This is a genomic window from Geitlerinema sp. CS-897, from assembly GCF_028368005.1.
Classification (GTDB): domain Bacteria; phylum Cyanobacteriota; class Cyanobacteriia; order Cyanobacteriales; family Geitlerinemataceae; genus Baaleninema; species Baaleninema simplex.
Map to the genome: position 1 here is coordinate 1 of NZ_JAQNCQ010000102.1, position 17,439 is coordinate 17,439.

Below are 17,439 nucleotides of genomic sequence, written 5' to 3' on the forward strand. Positions count from 1 at the left end.
GACCCCAACCGTTGGGGTCGCGGGAACGCTCCATCACTGCTCCATCAAGGCTTGCATTTTGGATTTAAACGCCTCGACTTCGGCGGGAGTCGGTTGCGTTTGCTGCCAACTGTCCCGCTGGCTGAGGCGATCGTTCCAGGCGTTGACGCGAGGGTGAGCCTCCAGGGAAACCCCGAACTGGGGCAACCACAACACCAGGGTTCCGCTGACGATATCTGCCAGCGAGAGGGTTTTGCCGCCGAAATAGGGGGCGTCGCCGAGTTTATCCTCGAAAAAGTCTAGAACTGTGTGAATCTCTTTGTGGGCTTTTTCAAGTGCCGTCTCGTCCACGGTGCTAAATCCCATCCCGTGACGAATTAGCAGGTTCATTTTGGGCAACAGTTCGTTGGTGGTGACACACTCTACCATTCGGGCGATCGCCAAGGCTTTCGGTTCCATTGGCATTAACGGCGGTTCGGGAACTTTCGCCTCGAGGTAATCCAAAATTGCCAGAGATTCCACCACCACGAAATCGCCATCTTCCAATACGGGAACGTGATGGAACGGATTTAACGCCACGAACTCGGGCTGCAATTGATCCCCATTGAGTTCTAACCGCGATAACTCGAACGAAACCCCCTTTTCAAACAACGCGATCCACACCCGGCGGGCGTTGGCTGAAATCGGATGGTAATACAGTTTGAACTTTGTCGGGGCCGACTCTTGGGCTGTCGGCGTCGGAATCGTTTCGGGTTGCGGAGATGCCCCTTGTAACGTTCCGTCGGGAAGAATCGCCTCGCTGAGATCGGCGTTTTCTAGATCGGCCAAACTTAAATCGGCTTTGAGTAAGTTGGCGTGGGTGAGATTGGCGTCAGTTAAATCCGCACGGGTGAAAATTGCCCCGCGCAAGTCCGCTCCGCACAAATTGGCACCGCTGAGATCGGCCCAACTGAAATCTGCCCCGCGCAAGTCCGCACGACTCAGGTTCGCGTCGTTGAGAATGGCTTCGCTGAGGTCGATCCCGTGCAAAATGGCGTTATGTAAGTCCGCTTCGCTCAAGCGAACCTGCTCGAACTCGCGTTCTCCGGCGGCGTACCGTCGTAGCAGTTCCTCGGGCGATCGAATTCCTTCCTCGGGTGGCTTCATAATCAGTTCGACGTATCTTGTAATCTCACCACTCCATCATCTCATTATCCTCCCGTCGTCGAGTCGCTCGGAGAAGCCTTACAATATGTGAAGTCGCCTTGATTTTCGATCGATCGCCGATCGCTTTTGCTCTTACCCTTCGATTGTATGACCGACGTACCCGTTTCCCACATTCGCAATTTCTCGATTATCGCGCACATCGACCACGGCAAATCGACCCTTGCCGATCGCCTGCTCATGCACACTGGAACGGTCGAACAGCGCAAAATGAAAGACCAGTTCCTCGACAACATGGATTTGGAACGGGAACGGGGTATTACGATCAAGTTGCAAGCCGCTCGTATGGACTACAAAGCCCGAGACGGCCAGCACTACGTCCTTAATTTGATCGATACGCCGGGTCACGTAGACTTTACTTACGAGGTGTCGCGATCGCTAGCCGCTTGCGAAGGGGCGTTGTTGGTAGTAGACGCTTCCCAAGGGGTGGAAGCCCAAACCCTGGCCAACGTCTATTTAGCTCTCGAACACGACCTCGAAATTATCCCGGTTCTCAACAAAATCGACCTTCCGGGGGCAGAACCGGAACGGGTTAAGGAAGAAATCGAGGAAGTTATCGGACTCGACTGTTCTCAAGCCATTCACGCCTCGGCCAAACAAGGTATCGGCATTCCCGAAATCCTCGAATCCCTGGTGCATCTGGTTCCGCCACCGCAAGACACGGTTAAAGAACCGCTGCGGGCGTTGATTTTCGATAGTTATTACGACCCCTATCGCGGCGTCATCGTCTATTTCCGGGTCATGGACGGAACCTTGAAACAGGGCGATCGCATCCGCTTGATGGCCTCGAAAAAGGAATACGACCTCGACGAAATCGGCATTCTCGCTCCGACACAACAACCCGTCGAAGACCTCCACGCTGGAGAAGTGGGCTATCTGGCCGCCGCGATTAAAGCCGTTGAAGACGCCCGTGTGGGGGACACCATCACCCTGGCTAAAACCCCCGCTGAAGCCCCCCTTCCCGGTTACACGGAAGCCAAACCGATGGTGTTTTGTGGTTTGTTCCCCACGGACGCCGACCAATTTGAGGATTTGCGGGAAGCCCTGGAAAAGCTGAAACTCAACGACGCCGCCCTCAATTACGAACCGGAAACCTCTAGTGCGATGGGATTCGGCTTCCGCTGCGGTTTCTTGGGGCTGTTGCACATGGAAATCGTGCAGGAACGGCTCGAACGGGAGTACGATTTAGATTTAATTACTACGTCCCCCTCGGTGGTCTATCGGGTGACGAAGACGGACGGGGAAGAGATTCAGGTGGACAACCCCAGTTTGATGCCCGATCCCGTGCAGCGGGAAAAAATCGAGGAACCCTACGTGCGGATCGAGTTGATTACGCCGGAAGAATACGTGGGAACGCTGATGGAGTTGTGCCAGTCCCGGCGAGGCGAGTTTACGGATATGAAGTATCTGACGCCGACGCGAACGACGCTGGTGTACGAGTTACCGTTGGCGGAGGTGGTGACGGACTTCTTCGATCGCATTAAGTCGCGATCGCGCGGCTATGCCAGTATGGAATACCAGCTCATCGGCTATCGTCCCAACGATTTGGTTCGTCTCGACGTGATGGTTAACGGCGACCCCGTGGATGCGCTGGCGGCGATCGTTCACCGCGATAAAGCCTATCCAGTAGGACGGGCGTTAGTCGAAAAACTCAAGGAATTGATTCCCCGCCATCAGTTTAAGGTGCCGTTGCAAGCGGCGATCGGCAGTCGGATTATTGCTAGCGAACACATTCCGGCGTTGCGAAAGGACGTTTTGGCCAAGTGTTACGGCGGCGATATTTCTCGGAAGAAGAAACTGTTGAAGAAACAAGCTAAAGGGAAGAAACGCATGAAAGCCATCGGTACGGTAGACGTACCGCAAGAGGCGTTTATGGCCATGTTGAAACTCGAGCAGGAGTAGGGAAAATCGACTGAGGCGGTCAATCTCCCAAACAGATGCCCAACCCGCGAGCGGTTTTAACGAGGGTATCGTTGGGATCGACGGCGCAGTAGGTTTTTATCGCTTCTTCGATGGGAACGGTGATGACCTCGCGATGCTGCCACGTCACCATGCGATCGAACTCTCCTCGGGCGATCGCTTCGACGGCGGCGACGCCGAACGAGGAGGCCAACAGGCGATCGAGCGGAGATGAAATTCCGCCCCGTTGGGTGTGTCCCAAAACCGTTACGCGGGTTTCAGCCCCCGTACAGTCTCCAATTTTATCGGCGAGGTACTGGCCGATACCGCCGAGGCGACATTCGCCAAACTGCTGCATTTTGGTAATGTGTTCGCCGTTCTCCGTACAAACGGCTTCAGATACGATGACGATCGAATAGTGTTGTCCTCGTTGCTGGCGACCTTGAATGGTCTTACAGATGTTTTGTAACCTGTAGGAAATTTCGGGAATGACGATAACGTGAGCGCCCCCTGCGATCCCGGCGTTGAGGGCGATGTGTCCGGCGTCCCGCCCCATGACTTCCAACACCATGACGCGGTTGTGGCTGGCGGCGGTAAAGTGAAGGCGATCGAGGGCTTCTGTGGCAATGTTGACGGCGGTGTCGAAACCGATCGACCGTTCGGTAATGCCCACGTCGTTATCGATAGTTTTGGGAATCCCGATAAAGGGAATGTTGCCCTCGGTAGCAATGCGATGGAGAATGGCGAGGCTACCGTCGCCGCCGATCCCGATGAGGGCGTCGAGTCCGAGTTGGTGGTAGCCGTTGATGATATCTTGGGAGCGATCGCAAACGCGACCGTCGGGCATTTTAAAGGCAAACGGATCGCCTTTGTTGGTCGTCCCGAGGATCGTTCCGCCCATCGTCAGGGTGCGATCGACATCGTCGATACTTAGGAGTAGGGCTTTCGGCGGTCGTTCCATCAGCCCTTGGGTCGCTTGGGAGATTCCCCACACCTCCCAGTCATAGGTTCTGGCGCAGCGCACGACGGCGCGAATGGCGGCGTTGAGTCCGGCACAGTCGCCGCCACTGGTGAGAATTCCGATCCGTTTGCATTGTCCCACGGTGAAGTCTCGCTCGAACACAGAACGATTTGAGTATGAAGCACAGACTTTCTATTCACTGGAAAACTTTTGGGAAACTTTAGGATCGTTATTGCGATCGTTTGCTGACAGGACAGGTTAACTGCTGTTAACACATGGTTTCTAGTGCCGATCGCACGAGATCTTCTGTGACGAGATCGCTAATCGTCGCTCGTCCGATCTCGGTTGGCAAGACGAAGCGAACTCGACCGTCTTTGACTTTTTTATCGGTCTGTAATTTCGCAACGATGGCGTCGAAATCCACACCTTGGGGAATTCGGGTCGGAAGTCCGGCTTTCTCGATTAACGCCAACTGGCGATCGTCGCAACGGCGATCCCACAAGTCCATCGCGACGGCGAGACGACTGGCGGCCACCATACCGATTCCGACCGCTTCGCCGTGTAACAGTTCGGTGTATCCCGTCAAGCTTTCGACGGCGTGACCGATCGTATGGCCGTAGTTGAGAATTGCCCGCAGTCCCGCTTCTTTTTCGTCTCGACTGACCACGTCGGCTTTGGCCTGACACGATCGCACTAAAATCTCTTGTAGCAGCTCGGGCGATAACTGGTCGAGGCGATCGAGCTTTGCTGCCGATTCTAACTGTCCGAACAGCTCTGCGTCCCAAATGACGCCGTATTTGATGACTTCTGCCATTCCCGCGCGAAATTCCCGATCGGGAAGGGTTTTCAAAACGTTCGGGTCGATTAATACCAGGCGAGGCTGATAGAACGCCCCGATGAGGTTTTTTCCTTGGGGGTGGTTGACGCCGGTTTTACCGCCGATGGAAGCGTCCACCATCGCCAGTAACGAGGTGGGAACCTGTACGAAGTGAATGCCTCGCAGCCACGTCGCCGCCGCAAAGCCGGTCATATCCCCGACGACACCCCCTCCGAGCGCAACGACGGTCGAAGACCGTTCGAGTTTTTCGTTTAAGGCCGCATCGTAAAATCCCCGAACTGAATCGAAGGTTTTGTATTCCTCGCCGTCGGGGAACAGATAGTGAGACGCCTCGAATCCCGCTGCTTCTAAAGCCGCGATCGCCCGTTTTCCGTAACGATCGAACACGGTCGGGTTCGACACTAGCATCGCTTTTTTACCGAGGTCGAGGGATTTCATCCAACTTCCAAGGCGATCGAGTCCGTCGGAAGCGATTGCGATTTCGTAAGGGTCTTGCGGCAAGTTCACACGAATAACGGGCTGCGTCATGGTTTAATGAAGTTCGATCGGTATTGAGAGAAATAAAGGAGATAGCCAAATGTCTGGTGTTCTGGCGTATCTGTTCATGCTCGGCGGTGCGTTCGGTCTGGCCGTCGTGCTGCTGCTCGGATTGCGTGCTGTTAAATTGATCTAGACCGGCCGCGTTTTCGCTTTGATACAGACGCGATCGACACTGCGATCGCGTCTGCACCTTTGCCTGCCGAAATTTTCTGCACGGACTCCAGCGCTCGAGCATTTTCGATAATACCGGATGGTTCGAGCCTTCTGCGAGTTCCCGCGTCGATCGCGTTTCGAGGTCGAAGTTTTCGGTTTGGTTTGCAGCGATCGCAATTTTAGTTAATTTATATTAAAAAACATCCCGAAACACTCTATTTGTGGTAATAAATCCTTCGTTACGAATCTCACCGTTTTCCCAACACCCGAAGAACCGTTAAAGCTGCTCCGTAAGCGGGTTCGTGGCGCGGCCAGACGACCGCTGAGGCGGGAAGCTCTGTCGTAACCTGTTGGGCGAACTGTTGGCGTAACGTCGAGGTTCCGTGCCACAAACCGCCCACCGTCACGATTTCAAAGGGTTCGAGGGGGTCGAATAGCTGTCCCGCGACAGTTTTCGTCGCCAAAGCTAACTCCGACGCCGCGCGATCGACGATCGCCTCCGCGACGCGATCGCCTTGGGACGCGACTTTATCCACCACGGGGGCTAAGGCGGCGATATCTTTAGCCGTCCACCCTCGTCGATAAACCCGTTCCACGAGGTCGCGCAAATCTTGCAATCCCAAATGCGATCGAAAGGCGTCCGATAGGGCTGTGGGTTGCGATCGTCCGTCGAACGCCCGTGCGATCGCTTGTAACCCCTGTCGGGCGATATCGTAACCGCTCCCCTCGTCGCCGAGGAGATAGCCCCATCCCCCCGATCTCGCCGTGTGTCCAAGACGGTTGCGACCGTAGACGATCGAACCCGTTCCGGCGATGGTAGCGACTCCCACTTCGCGCCCCAATCCCCCAGCCAAAGCGATCGCGCAATCGTGACAGACGCAAACGCCCTTCGGAGGTAACGACCACTGAAGCGAGAGGCGATCGTCGTCTTGCAGCAGTTCTACCCAATCTCGAACGATGGCTTCGTCTTCCGGTCGTCCGATTCCCGCCAAACCGAGGGCGATTCCCCGTACCGTTACCTCTTGTCCGGCGATCGCCTCTCGGATTGCATTGAGGAGCGATCGATACGCCGCCTCGCCCCCAACGCTTTGATAGTTCGATGCCCCGGCTTCGCCCCGTCCGAGAATTTTTCCCGTCGTATCGGTCAACAGACAAACGGTCTTCGTACCGCCCCCGTCCACTCCTAAAACTGCTTGCATTGCACGCAAAATAACGATATTCAACAATGATTTCTGTGAACTATCCAATGCCGACCCTATCGGGTACGGCGTAGGCTTCCAGCTTTAAAGTGTTTGCACGCGATTTCGCTTTTTCTATAAGGGAACAGGGAATCGGATTTTTTCTGGTGTTTTAATTTTTGACGACTCATTTGGGACTGCTATAGCTAAATTCCATAAATGTGAATAAGGGAACCTTGCCAGTCCTTCGTATTTTTGAATTTTCTCGATTTGATACTTCTGAATTATAATCATCGATATCTATAAACCAATCAAATATATTTTTAAGATGTACGCCATTTTTCAGAAATAAGTTGATGTATTTGTACGGAGGTCTGTAATAGTAGCTAAACGGCCCCACAAGACCGGAAATTTTGTGGTCTTTAATGATGAAGTCTTTTGATAAGTCTGCCGTAATCTTGAAATGACTGTCTGTATCTACATAACCAGTTCTGTAAAAGTACGGATTTACTAAAGCCACAATTATCGAACCGTTCGAGCGATCGGTCACTCTACATAACTCTTTAACTGCAAGTTCGATTTCAGAAAACCATATCAGAACTAAACTAGCAACGACAATATCAAAACTGTCGGATTCATAACTTAATTTTCTGATGTCTTGAAGGCTAAATCTTCCTTCTTCTATGAATTTTCGATCGGCGGGTTCTGTTACATCGCACGAGTGATATTCAAAACCTTTAACATACCTAAACATCCATCCATCACCGCACCCAACATCTAGAAGACGACCTTTTGGATATCGGTTGATAATATCTAATAAATTACTGTGTAATCCAACTCTTCTTAAATATTCAGAGTCGTACTTTCGATCGACGACAAATTTTTCGTAATCTTTAAGGGATGACTGCCAAGAATTCTTGCTCATAACTCTTATGCTCCAAACATTTGGACATTTTTCTGTACGAGTGTTGAAGTATGTATAGAAACCCTAGATCGGTTGTGTAACACAATCGGGACAAAAAGGGAATCGGGAACAGCGGATCTGGGAATCGGATTTTTTCTGGTGTTTCAATTTTTGACGACTCATTTGGGACTGCTATATGCTCTCGCGAGAGAAGCAGGGGAGCTTTGACCGTTAAGAGAGAAAAGTGAGAACCAGTCACAGTTTTTCTTCATCCCCCTAATGGTGCAGAAAAGTCTTGAAACCCTTGTTAGAAAAGATATCGCCGTATTAAAGGGTTGGCCGCAAAATCCCAGATCGGTAAATGGCTGCCGGGGATCTGGCTTGAGTCCCAATTCAAATTTTATGTTTTTTGTCAATTCCCGATCTCGAAAAGTTTTCTGCACCACTGAGCCTCATTCCTTCACCTAACTGTCTTTGACGGGATTTCGCGCTTCGATCGCCCGAATTGCCCGTTTCACGCTTTCGGGTAAAATCACCACCAAACTGTCTCGGGGGGCTTCGTCCAACGCCACGTTAATTGCTTTCTCCTCGCTGAGAATCGACTCGTACCGACAATCCGGGTCGATTTCCTCGATTCCGCGACAAATTAAATCCGCCGCTTCGCCGCGAGGCCGTCCCCGCGTATCGTCGTCTTCCTTGACGATAATCGAATCGAAGATTTTCGCCGACAGCCGACCCAACTCTAGAAAATCCTCGTCCCGACGGTCTCCCGGTCCGCCGACGACGCCGATGCGTTTCCCCGGCCAGTTGCGGACGAAACCGCCCAAGGCTTCGTAACTCGCCGCGTTGTGGGCGTAATCGACTAAGGCGTGATAGTCGCCCATGTCGAACAAATTCATCCGTCCCGGCGTTTGACCCACCGAAGGCTTAAACGTGGCCAATCCGGCGCGAATCGCCTCTAACTCCACCCCTTGGGCGTAAGCGGCCGCACAGGCGGCTAAAGCGTTGGCGATCGCAAACGGTGCCATTCCCTTCAGCGTCAGCGGAACCTCTTCGGCTTTGGCCACGCGAATTTTTTCGCTTCCGTCCCACACCGTCAAAAACCCGTCTTGATAGACTGCCGCTTTTCCGCCCTTTTGCGTGTGTTCGGCGACGATTTCGCTGTCCGGGTTCATCGAAAAATACATGATGTTGGATTTGATGTTTTTCGCCATCTCCGCCACCCGGAAATCGTCGGCGTTGAGAACCGCGTAACCGTCGGGTTTCACCGCCTCGGCCACTACCGCTTTCAAACTGGCCATCTGTTCGATGGTGTCGATATCGCCAATTCCCAAGTGGTCGGCGGCCACGTTCAACACCACCCCCACGTCGGACTCTTCAAACGCCAAACCCGCTCGTAGAATCCCACCTCGGGCTGTTTCCAGCACCGCCATTTCTACCGTCGGGTCGCCGAGAATCAAATTGGCACTTTGCGGCCCCGTGTTGTCCCCAGCTTCAGCTAAATAGTTGCCGATATAGGTGCCGTCAGTGGTGGTATACCCGATGGTTTTTCCAGTTTGCTTGCAAATATGGGCGATGAGGCGCGTCGTGGTGGTTTTCCCGTTGGTTCCCGTCACCGCAATAATGGGGACGCTGTGGGGCGTTCCGGGGGGAAATAACATTTCCAACACGGGGGCGGCCACGTTGCGGGGCTTCCCTTCACTGGGACTGACGTGCATTCGGAATCCCGGTGCGGCATTGACTTCTACGATGACGCCGTCTGTGTCTCGTAAGGGTTTCGAGATATCGCGGGTGACGATATCCAAGCCGATGATGTCCAAGCCGACGATTTTAGAGACGCGCTGGGCTAACCAGCGGTTTTCTGGGTGAATTTCGTCGGTGCGATCGATGGCGATTCCTCCCGTACTCAAGTTCGCCGTCGCCCGCAAATAGCAGGTTTCTCCTCTCTCGGGAATGCTATCGGCGTCGTACCCTTGTTTGTCCAGCCACTGCAAGCTAATGCGATCGAGCTTCAACCGGGTCAACACGTTATCGTGACCGTCTCCCCGTCTCGGGTCGCGGTTGGTTTCCTCCACTAACTCGGTGATGGTGGATTTTCCGTCGCCGACGACGTGGGCTGGAACTCGTTCGGCTACGGCGACGACTTTTCCGTCGACGACTAACACCCGATGGTCGCGTCCTTCGTAATACCGTTCGACGATGACCGATCGCGTTTTCGATTCGGCACTGGCGGCGTCGTAGGCGTCTTCGGCTTCAGTCCACGATCGCACGTTAATCGTAATTCCCCGGCCGTGGTTGCCGTCGAGCGGTTTGATGACCACTGGATAGCCGCCAACATCTTCGATGGCGTCCCCGAGTTCGTCGAGATAGTGAATCACCGTTCCTCGGGGAACGGGAATGCCCGCATCGGCGAGAATGGTTTTCGTCCCCTCCTTATCGCAGGCCAGTTCTACTCCCAAAATGCCGCTTCCATCGGTGAGCGTCGCTTGAACCCGTTGTTGATGGATGCCCGTTCCAAAGCGAATCATTGCGCGGGCGCTCAACTGCGTCCAAGGAATGCGGCGAGCTTCGGCTTCTTTGACGAGGGCTTCCGTACTCGGACCGAGGGCGGCATCTTCCCAAATTTCTCGTAAATCGCTTAAATCTTGTTCCAGTTCCGCTTGAGGATAGCGTCCTGTATCGGCGATACTGCTACAGAGGCGCACGGCTGCCCGAGCTGCGTAGCGTCCGGCCCGTTCGTCTTTGTAGGCGAACACCACGTTGTACACTCCTGGCGTCGCTGTCGATCTCGCCCGACCGAAGCCGACTTCCATTCCGGCTAAAGTTTGCAGTTCTAAGGCGACGTGTTCGACTACGTGGCTGAGGAGCGTTCCGTCTTTGACTCGTTTGAGAAAGCCTCCGTGATGGCCGGGAGAACAGAAATGTTCTTCGATGCTCGGTAGCGTTTCGACGAGCGCCTCGTAAAATCCAGAAATCGTATCGGTCGTTCGCTCTGCCAAATCCTCGAGGTCGAGTCGCACGACAATTAACTTATTACGGCGAATACTCCAGTAATTCGGGCCGCGTAAGGTGAGGATTTTCAGGATCTTCATAGGGATAACCAGAGAATCTAGCCGGAGCCGACGGAAGCTATACGTGAATAATATAGTTTAGTTTCGATCTCTCGATCGCCTGCAAACTGTTCGTGGCGAACAGTCTTTCGAGAGAATTGATGTGGAGATGGGGCTTAGTCGAGGAAAAGCGAACGATCGACAGTTGATAGTCGACCGTTTCTCCCCTGCTCTATTCTCCCGACAAACGCTGAATTTCGTTCTGGGCGGCATTATAGCAATCGACTAAGCCGCGATCGAGGCAGGATTGTGCTGCCCGTTGATAGTCGGCTACGGCTCCTTTTACGTCGTTGAGTTGCTCGCGAACGCTGGCGCGGTTGAAGTAGGCGCTGGCAAAATTGGCATTGAGGCGAATGGCTTGGGTGTGGTCTTCGATCGCCTTTCCATATTCTTCCATTTGCGCGTACACCGAACCGCGATTGCTATAGGCAACCGGGTTGTCGGGACTCAGGGCGATCGCCTGCGTGTAATCTTCGACCGCCCCCGCGCGATCGCCGATCGCGGCTTTCGATAACCCCCGATTACTGTAGGCTTTGGCGTTGTTGGCATTGAGTTCGAGGGTGCGCGTACAGTCATCGATGGCGTTTTGATACTGTTTCAGGTTGAAATTCGCCACGCAGCGGTTGTTGTACGCCGCCCAATCGTCGGGATCGAACTCGATCGCTCGGGTACAGTCAGCCACCGCCGCTTCGTACTGAAATAAATTCAACTGAACGCTACAGCGATTGATTAAAGCTTCAACGTTATCGGGTTCGAGGGCGAGAACCTGATTGTAATCTTGCATCGCCCCTTCGTAATCCCCCAAAGCAAATCGCGCCCGTCCTCGGCTGTAGTACGCCTCGGCGTTTTCGGGATCGACGCGAATCGCTTGGGTAAAGTCTGCCATAGCTGCCTGTTTGTTCCCCGCCGCAGAATAGGCTAAGCCTCGATTGAGATAGGGATAAGGGGAGTTAGGATTGTTTAAAATTGCCTGAGTGTAGTCCTGAATTGCCGATTGATAATCCCCCAATTTGTAGGAAACCAAACCGCGATTGTAGTACGCATCGGCATCGTTGGGCGACTGTTGTAACACGCTCGAAAAGTCTTCGATCGCGGCGTCGAGCTGTCCCGAGTCCATATATGCCAAACCGCGATTGTAGTACGCGTCTACGTTGTCGGCATCGTGCTGGATCGCTTGTGTGTAGTCGGCGATCGCGGCATCGTACTCGCCGAGATCGTAACGGAGGTTGCCCCGCTTGTAGTACGCATCGGCATTGGCAGGATTTTTAGCAATCGCGCGATCGAATTCGGCTAACGCTCCCACGCGATCGCCGCTTTCAATTTTGGCGAGGCCGCGACGGTAAAACTCCCGAGAGAGACTCTGACTCGGCCGCAGCCACAGCCACATGGCTCCCCCCGCGATCGCCATCACCACCAAATAGAGAGCTACCAGCTTACCTCGCCATCCCCAGGGTCGCCTCAACCAAGCGATCGCGCCCCCCTCACCTTGGGTTCTCTGACTGCTTTTCGAGTCGCGTTCGTCGGACGCGTCGGCTTTCTCCGTGTCCCCCTCTTCACGCTCGAAACGGTCTACGATCGGCTCTAAGTCTTCTAACACTTCATCGACGGACTGATAGCGTTTGGCTGAGGAATACTCCACCATTTTGTCGATGACGGCGGCCAGATCCTCCGATACCTGAGTTCGCTTGCGCCAGTTCATCTGTCCCGAATCGTCTTGTAACTTGGGCAAGTTGTTCGCCGAAATTCCCGTCAACGCTTGAATGGCGATCGTTCCCAAAGCATAAATATCGCTGTTGTACTGCGGGTTGCCCTGAAACTGCTCGATAGGCATATACACCGGGGTTCCCGCCGCGATCGTTCGGAGGTTATCGTCTTGAGCCAGTTGTTGGCTGAGAGCTTTCACCGAGCCGAAATCGATTAAAATTAGCTCGTTATCGCGGCTGCGACGGATCAAATTGTCGGGTTTGATATCGCGGTGAATGACTTCGCTTTGGTGAACGAACTGAAGGATCGACAATACATCGCGCAGAATTTTCACGACGGCCTCTTCCGAGACGGGCTGACCCGGTAAAATCTCTTCAGTCAGCGGATGGCCGTCGATGTATTCTTTGACCAAGTACAGGCGATCGTCTTCCTCGAAATAGGCCAAAAGTCGGGGAATGCGATCGTGACTGCCCAAACTTTCGAGAGTTTCGGCTTCCTGCTCGAACAGTCGCTTCGCCGTTTGTACCGATTCGACGCCACCTTTAATGGGAGACAGTTGTTTGACCACGCATTTCGGCAATCCCGGCCGGCGGATATCGGCGGACAAAAACGTCTGTCCGAAGGCTCCCGACCCCAAAACTTTAATAATGCGATAGCGTCTGTCTAGAAGTTGACCGATCGAGCGCATGACTTCCCTTGGGACGATATAACCACAAAATGCAATCCCTGAAGTGGCGAGCGTGCGGCACGCCAACACGCAGCGCGATCGCACCTCCTTTGAATTCGGAGTACTTTGGTGGCGTCCGACCTTTTTCTGACGATCGATCTAATCGTTCGAGATCCCTCGAGCGACTGTGCGAACTCGCCTGCGATCGGCGATCGTCAACTCGTCGATCGCGACTCCAACCCCCCGTTTCTTTCCCGATTATATTGCACGATTTTCGACCCGTTAGATAGGTCGTACGCAGCAGCTTTCCGCAATTGTCGCTCTCGTCGCCGCTTTCGCCACAGGCGAACCACCCGCAGCGTCAAGGTATAACTGGCGACACTGGCGACCGCTCCCACCACAATACTGCCGACAAACAAATCTGCCACGACTTCTCCAGTTTCTGAAAGCAGTCCGTCGAGCGAATCCCACTGTGTCAGAGTGGCGTCACGACTCGATCCCAACAGAAACCGTCCGATCTCAAAGTTAATCCAATAAATCGGCAGGTATGTCAGGGGATTGCTAATCCAAGTTCCGGCCGCCGCACAGAGTTTGTGTCCGCGAACCAACACCGCCAACAGAACGCCAACGAGGGTTTGTACGCCAAACAGGGGAAAACATCCGGCGAAGACCCCCGCTGCCACACCGCGAGCGAGGTATTCCGGCGGATCTTGCAAGCGAACTAAGCGCCTGTAATAATAGCGCAGCATTCGCCAACTGCGTTGTCCGAGGCGAGCGAACCACTTGAAAAGTTGAGATAGGAGTGCGTTCGGTCGTATCATTGGGCGAAGTTAAAGGTTCGTTATCAGGGCAAGGGAGCCGGGGAGAAAGGGAGAGGGGGAGAAGGGGAGAGGGGGAGCAAGGGAGAGGGGGAGAAACAGTTATCTGTTTGCTGTCTTCACTGGTGACTGGTGACTGGTGACTGGTGACTGAAACACTGTTCACTGTTCACTGTTCACTGCTCACTGTAAAAGGTTGGTGTTGTCAATTTTTAATTATCGACGTTGATGTCCGAACTGTTTGCACGAGGCGACACGATCGCCGCCATCGCGACGGCTGTGGTTCCCCAACAGGGGAGCGTCGGCATCGTGCGCGTGTCTGGGACGGAGGCGCTATCGTTAGCCAAGCAACTGTTTCGCGCTCCGGGGCGACAAGTTTGGGAAAGTCACCGCATTTTGTACGGAACGGTACGCCATCCCCAGACTCAGACGCTGGTAGATGAGGCCCTGTTGCTCCTTATGTTAGCGCCTCGGTCGTTTACGCGCGAGGACGTGGTGGAATTTCACTGTCACGGTGGGATTATGGCGGTGCAACGGGTGTTGCAGTTGTGTTTGGAAAACGGGGCGAGATTGGCGCAACCGGGAGAGTTTACGTTGCGGGCGTTTCTCAACGGACGCATCGATCTGACGCAAGCTGAAAGCGTGGCGGATTTGGTGGGGGCGAAGTCTGAGGCGGCGGCGCAGTCGGCGTTGGCGGGGTTGCAAGGACGGTTGGCAGCGCCGATTCGCCAGTTGCGAGATCGGTGTTTGGATAGTTTGGCGGAAATTGAAGCGAGGGTGGATTTCGAGGAGGATTTACCGCCGTTGGACGAAGGGGCGATCGCGACAGAGATCGATCGCGTTTTGGCCGAGATCGATCGCATCGAGGCGACGGCGAGTCAGGGGGAACTGTTGAGGACGGGGTTGAAGGTGGCGATCGTCGGCCGTCCCAACGTGGGAAAATCGAGCTTGCTCAATGCTTGGAGTCGCAGCGATCGCGCCATCGTGACGGATTTACCGGGGACGACGCGAGACGTGGTGGAATCGCAACTGGTAGTCGGCGGAATTCCCGTACAGGTGTTGGATACGGCGGGAATTCGCGAGACGGTCGATCGCGTCGAACGGATTGGAGTCGAGCGATCGCGGACGGCGGCGCAACAGGCGGATTTGGTGTTGTTCGTCGTCGATGCGACAACGGGGTGGACTCCAGACGACGATCGCATTTACCAACAAGTCTGTCACCGTCCGGTGGTGGCGATCGCCAACAAAATGGATTTGGTCGAAACTCTGCCCCAACTGCCGATTTCCGAACCGGCGATCGCCACAGCAGCGTCGCAAAACCAAGGGATCGAAGCTCTAGAAGCCGCCATTTTAGAGCGAGTCAACGCGAACCGCTTACAGGCGGCGAATCTCGATTTCAGTATCAACCAACGTCAGGCGGCGGCGTTAACGCGAGCGAAAGTGGCGTTGCAGCAAGTGCGACAAACCATCGACGAGTCACTGCCGCTAGACTTCTGGACGATCGACTTACGAGGGGCGATTCGGGCGTTGGGAGAAATTACCGGAGAAGAAATTACTGAATCGGTTCTCGATCGCATTTTCAGCCGTTTCTGTATTGGTAAATAAGCTGAAGGGTTGACCGCTTCCGTTGGGGCTGTCGGAAGACCGACGGTCGAGAAACAACGGGTGCGGTAGGACTCGAACCTACGACTCGCTGCTTAGAAGGCAGCTACTCTATCCACCTGAGTTACGCACCCAACCGAATGGGGTTAAAAATTCACACAATCCAGAGTTATAATACCATGCTTTCTGTTCTCCGAGCAAGAGGAAAGTGTGAAACTGCCCGAGAGTGAGACGGACAGGAGCAACCCTCAACTGTTTCCCCGTGTCCTGCTGAAGCCTCCTCGTCTTCCCCTCAAGATCCCAATAACAAATCGAACAAGCCGTTGTCGAGTTCGTAACCGAGCATTTGCGCCATCGACTGCACCCGAGCGCGATTGGGAAGACCTTGCTGCGAGAGCCAATTGGCGATCGTAAAGATTTTGTTCATTAAAAAGATTTCTAGAGCTTCCGGGTTATACTGAACGCCCTCCGTGCGGTGGAACTCATGAGGGACGAGCATCGCGGCGTAGCGAGCCAGTTCGCCGTGTTTCCAGTCGAGGAAAATTGGCAACCAGGGATAGCGAGCGTCGAGCCGTACGAACCACAGGCGAATTTCAGGAATTTCTGACAGTTCGCGGGGATCGCTAGGATCGCGAGGAAAGTCGATCGCAAAGCGTAACGACTGCTCGGCTTGTTCGATCGCCTCTCGGTTGGCAATCGGTTCGATGGCGGCGATCGCCGCAGATAAGTCCAATTTTGCGATCGCCGTCGCGTCGAGGTGAATTTCAGTGGTCATAGCAGCACGAAGGTCGAAAATTTCCGAAAACGGTCTTTGATAGGGTTTTTAAATACCCTACTCGATCGCAGTTCTGTTTCGCTACCCAGTCAGCGCGATCGCAGACGCCTGACAAACCTCTACGATAGAATAAAAGAAAACAGAGCGATGCGAACGTTCCCTGTATAAAACAATTTTCCAACTCGGTCAGGACTTCTTTAAAATTAAGTCGAACCGAAAAGGAAGACTGACAGCTTACGATAAAAGCACACGAACTTTACTGTTGAGAGCCAACCATTCAGACTGATGAAACATGAGGCGGTCGCTGTGAAACCCATTCGATCCTTACAAGACGCGCTCGAACGATGCCAGGCATTAGGCATGAGACTGAGCCGCCAGCGTCGATCGATCTTAGAACTACTGTGGGAGGTTCCCGATCACCTCTGCGCGCGGGACATCTACGACCGACTGAGTCGCTCTGGGAAAGAAATCGGTTACACCTCCGTTTACCAAAATTTAGAGGCGCTATCGAGTCAAGGCATTATTGAATGTATCGAACGGTCTGACGGTCGCTTGTACGGCAATATCAGCGACTCTCACAGCCACGTCAACTGTCTCGATACGCAACAAATTGTGGACGTATTCGTCGAACTTCCGCCAGAATTGCTTGCCAAAATCGAATCGGAAACGGGAATCCAAATTACCGACTACCGTATCGATTTTTACGGATATAAATCCCAGGATCGGGTATCGGAAACCGAGAAAACCGAAACTCAACCTGAAACGACATCCGATCGCAGCCAGAGCGATCGCGTTTCCCTCTCTGAAGACTTATCCGAAGAGGCGATCGCGTCTTAAGGCAAACGTCAATTTCCCGCAAAATTCGGATAAAATACACCCCGGTTTTCCCCAAAACCGGGAATTTTTGTAGGTCGATGTGTGTGGGCGGTGCGTGACGCAATAGAAGAATTGTTGACATACTCACCGGGCTGAAGCCGGGCGTGATTCTTGACGGTTCGACGCAACGTGCTACCGAAGTAGTCTTACGGTCGCTCCCCGTCCGTTTTAGGTCGTGCCGATGCCCCATGCCGACCATTTCTATGTTTCTCGCCGCGTTCTTGTCTCGGTC

12 protein-coding genes, 1 tRNA gene and 1 pseudogene are annotated in these 17,439 nt (G+C 53.8%); 4 read left to right on the top strand and 10 right to left on the bottom strand.

Translation table 11 applies throughout. The annotated features are described in order from the left end of the window. Positions 1 to 33: 33 nt before the first annotated feature. Complete coding sequence (locus tag POG22_RS06020; RefSeq protein WP_498904168.1) at positions 34 to 1,125, bottom strand: pentapeptide repeat-containing protein; 1,092 nt, start codon at positions 1,123 to 1,125, stop codon at positions 34 to 36. Between the two features lie 147 nt (positions 1,126 to 1,272). On the opposite strand from POG22_RS06020, the gene lepA reads away from it, so the two are divergent. Next, the gene (gene lepA, locus POG22_RS06025; RefSeq protein ID WP_063715884.1) at positions 1,273 to 3,084 is read left to right on the top strand and encodes a translation elongation factor 4; all 1,812 of its coding nucleotides are present in this window, start codon (positions 1,273 to 1,275) and stop codon (positions 3,082 to 3,084) included. 19 nt (positions 3,085 to 3,103) lie between these two features. Here lepA and POG22_RS06030 read toward each other — a convergent pair whose 3' ends face one another. After that, positions 3,104 to 4,183: an ATP-dependent 6-phosphofructokinase gene (locus tag POG22_RS06030; RefSeq protein ID WP_498904170.1), complete on the bottom strand. Its 1,080-nt coding sequence runs from the start codon at positions 4,181 to 4,183 to the stop codon at positions 3,104 to 3,106. Between the two features lie 127 nt (positions 4,184 to 4,310). Continuing rightward, positions 4,311 to 5,408 carry a 3-dehydroquinate synthase gene (aroB, locus tag POG22_RS06035; RefSeq protein WP_063715885.1) on the bottom strand — a complete coding sequence of 366 codons (1,098 nt, stop codon included), beginning with the start codon at positions 5,406 to 5,408 and terminating at the stop codon, positions 4,311 to 4,313. Positions 5,409 to 5,457: 49 nt separating this feature from the next. Between aroB and petL the strand changes: the two genes are divergently transcribed. Beyond that, positions 5,458 to 5,553, top strand: coding sequence for a cytochrome b6-f complex subunit PetL (gene petL, locus POG22_RS06040; protein ID WP_017663624.1), 96 nt, complete (start codon positions 5,458 to 5,460; stop codon positions 5,551 to 5,553). Between the two features lie 268 nt (positions 5,554 to 5,821). On the opposite strand, the gene POG22_RS06045 is transcribed toward petL, so the two are convergent. The 5 genes from POG22_RS06045 to POG22_RS06065 form a co-directional block, all read right to left on the bottom strand. Then, positions 5,822 to 6,772: an N-acetylglucosamine kinase gene (locus POG22_RS06045; RefSeq protein ID WP_063715886.1), complete on the bottom strand. Its 951-nt coding sequence runs from the start codon at positions 6,770 to 6,772 to the stop codon at positions 5,822 to 5,824. 166 nt (positions 6,773 to 6,938) lie between these two features. Beyond that, positions 6,939 to 7,676 (bottom strand): class I SAM-dependent methyltransferase, encoded by a 738-nt coding sequence (locus POG22_RS06050; protein WP_074170827.1) that lies wholly within the window; start codon positions 7,674 to 7,676, stop codon positions 6,939 to 6,941. A gap of 443 nt (positions 7,677 to 8,119) precedes the next feature. Next, positions 8,120 to 10,747: a cyanophycin synthetase gene (gene cphA, locus POG22_RS06055; protein WP_498904172.1), complete on the bottom strand. Its 2,628-nt coding sequence runs from the start codon at positions 10,745 to 10,747 to the stop codon at positions 8,120 to 8,122. Between the two features lie 190 nt (positions 10,748 to 10,937). After that, complete coding sequence (locus POG22_RS06060) at positions 10,938 to 13,157, bottom strand: serine/threonine-protein kinase (protein ID WP_063715888.1); 2,220 nt, start codon at positions 13,155 to 13,157, stop codon at positions 10,938 to 10,940. A 194-nt stretch (positions 13,158 to 13,351) separates the two neighbouring features. Further along, on the bottom strand, positions 13,352 to 13,957 hold the full coding sequence (locus tag POG22_RS06065) for a DUF2062 domain-containing protein (protein ID WP_498904173.1): 606 nt from the start codon (positions 13,955 to 13,957) through the stop codon (positions 13,352 to 13,354). Positions 13,958 to 14,182: 225 nt separating this feature from the next. Here POG22_RS06065 and mnmE point away from each other — a divergent pair, with 225 nt between their 5' ends. Beyond that, positions 14,183 to 15,559 (top strand): tRNA uridine-5-carboxymethylaminomethyl(34) synthesis GTPase MnmE, encoded by a 1,377-nt coding sequence (mnmE, locus tag POG22_RS06070; protein WP_498904175.1) that lies wholly within the window; start codon positions 14,183 to 14,185, stop codon positions 15,557 to 15,559. 57 nt (positions 15,560 to 15,616) lie between these two features. Here the strand turns inward: mnmE and POG22_RS06075 are convergent. Together POG22_RS06075 and POG22_RS06080 are read right to left on the bottom strand one after the other, a co-directional pair. Then, positions 15,617 to 15,690 (bottom strand) — tRNA-Arg (locus POG22_RS06075). 158 nt (positions 15,691 to 15,848) lie between these two features. Then, positions 15,849 to 16,331, bottom strand: coding sequence for a CRR6 family NdhI maturation factor (locus tag POG22_RS06080; RefSeq protein WP_498904177.1), 483 nt, complete (start codon positions 16,329 to 16,331; stop codon positions 15,849 to 15,851). A gap of 285 nt (positions 16,332 to 16,616) precedes the next feature. Here POG22_RS06080 and POG22_RS06085 point away from each other — a divergent pair. Then, a pseudogene (locus POG22_RS06085) lies at positions 16,617 to 17,051 on the top strand (Fur family transcriptional regulator); the annotation flags it as partial. Between the last annotated feature and the right edge of the window lie 388 nt (positions 17,052 to 17,439).

Bases quoted from the DNA above. Each gene is read 5' to 3' on its own strand.
- POG22_RS06020 (WP_498904168.1), bottom strand. From the start codon at position 1,125: ATGAAGCCACCCGAGGAAGGAATTCGATCGCCCGAGGAACTGCTACGA.
- lepA (WP_063715884.1), top strand. From the start codon at position 1,273: ATGACCGACGTACCCGTTTCCCACATTCGCAATTTCTCGATTATCGCG.
- aroB (WP_063715885.1), bottom strand. From the start codon at position 5,408: ATGACGCAGCCCGTTATTCGTGTGAACTTGCCGCAAGACCCTTACGAA.
- petL (WP_017663624.1), top strand. From the start codon at position 5,458: ATGTCTGGTGTTCTGGCGTATCTGTTCATGCTCGGCGGTGCGTTCGGT.
- POG22_RS06045 (WP_063715886.1), bottom strand. From the start codon at position 6,772: ATGCAAGCAGTTTTAGGAGTGGACGGGGGCGGTACGAAGACCGTTTGT.
- POG22_RS06050 (WP_074170827.1), bottom strand. From the start codon at position 7,676: ATGAGCAAGAATTCTTGGCAGTCATCCCTTAAAGATTACGAAAAATTT.
- cphA (WP_498904172.1), bottom strand. From the start codon at position 10,747: ATGAAGATCCTGAAAATCCTCACCTTACGCGGCCCGAATTACTGGAGT.
- POG22_RS06060 (WP_063715888.1), bottom strand. From the start codon at position 13,157: ATGCGCTCGATCGGTCAACTTCTAGACAGACGCTATCGCATTATTAAA.
- POG22_RS06065 (WP_498904173.1), bottom strand. From the start codon at position 13,957: ATGATACGACCGAACGCACTCCTATCTCAACTTTTCAAGTGGTTCGCT.
- mnmE (WP_498904175.1), top strand. From the start codon at position 14,183: ATGTCCGAACTGTTTGCACGAGGCGACACGATCGCCGCCATCGCGACG.
- POG22_RS06080 (WP_498904177.1), bottom strand. From the start codon at position 16,331: ATGACCACTGAAATTCACCTCGACGCGACGGCGATCGCAAAATTGGAC.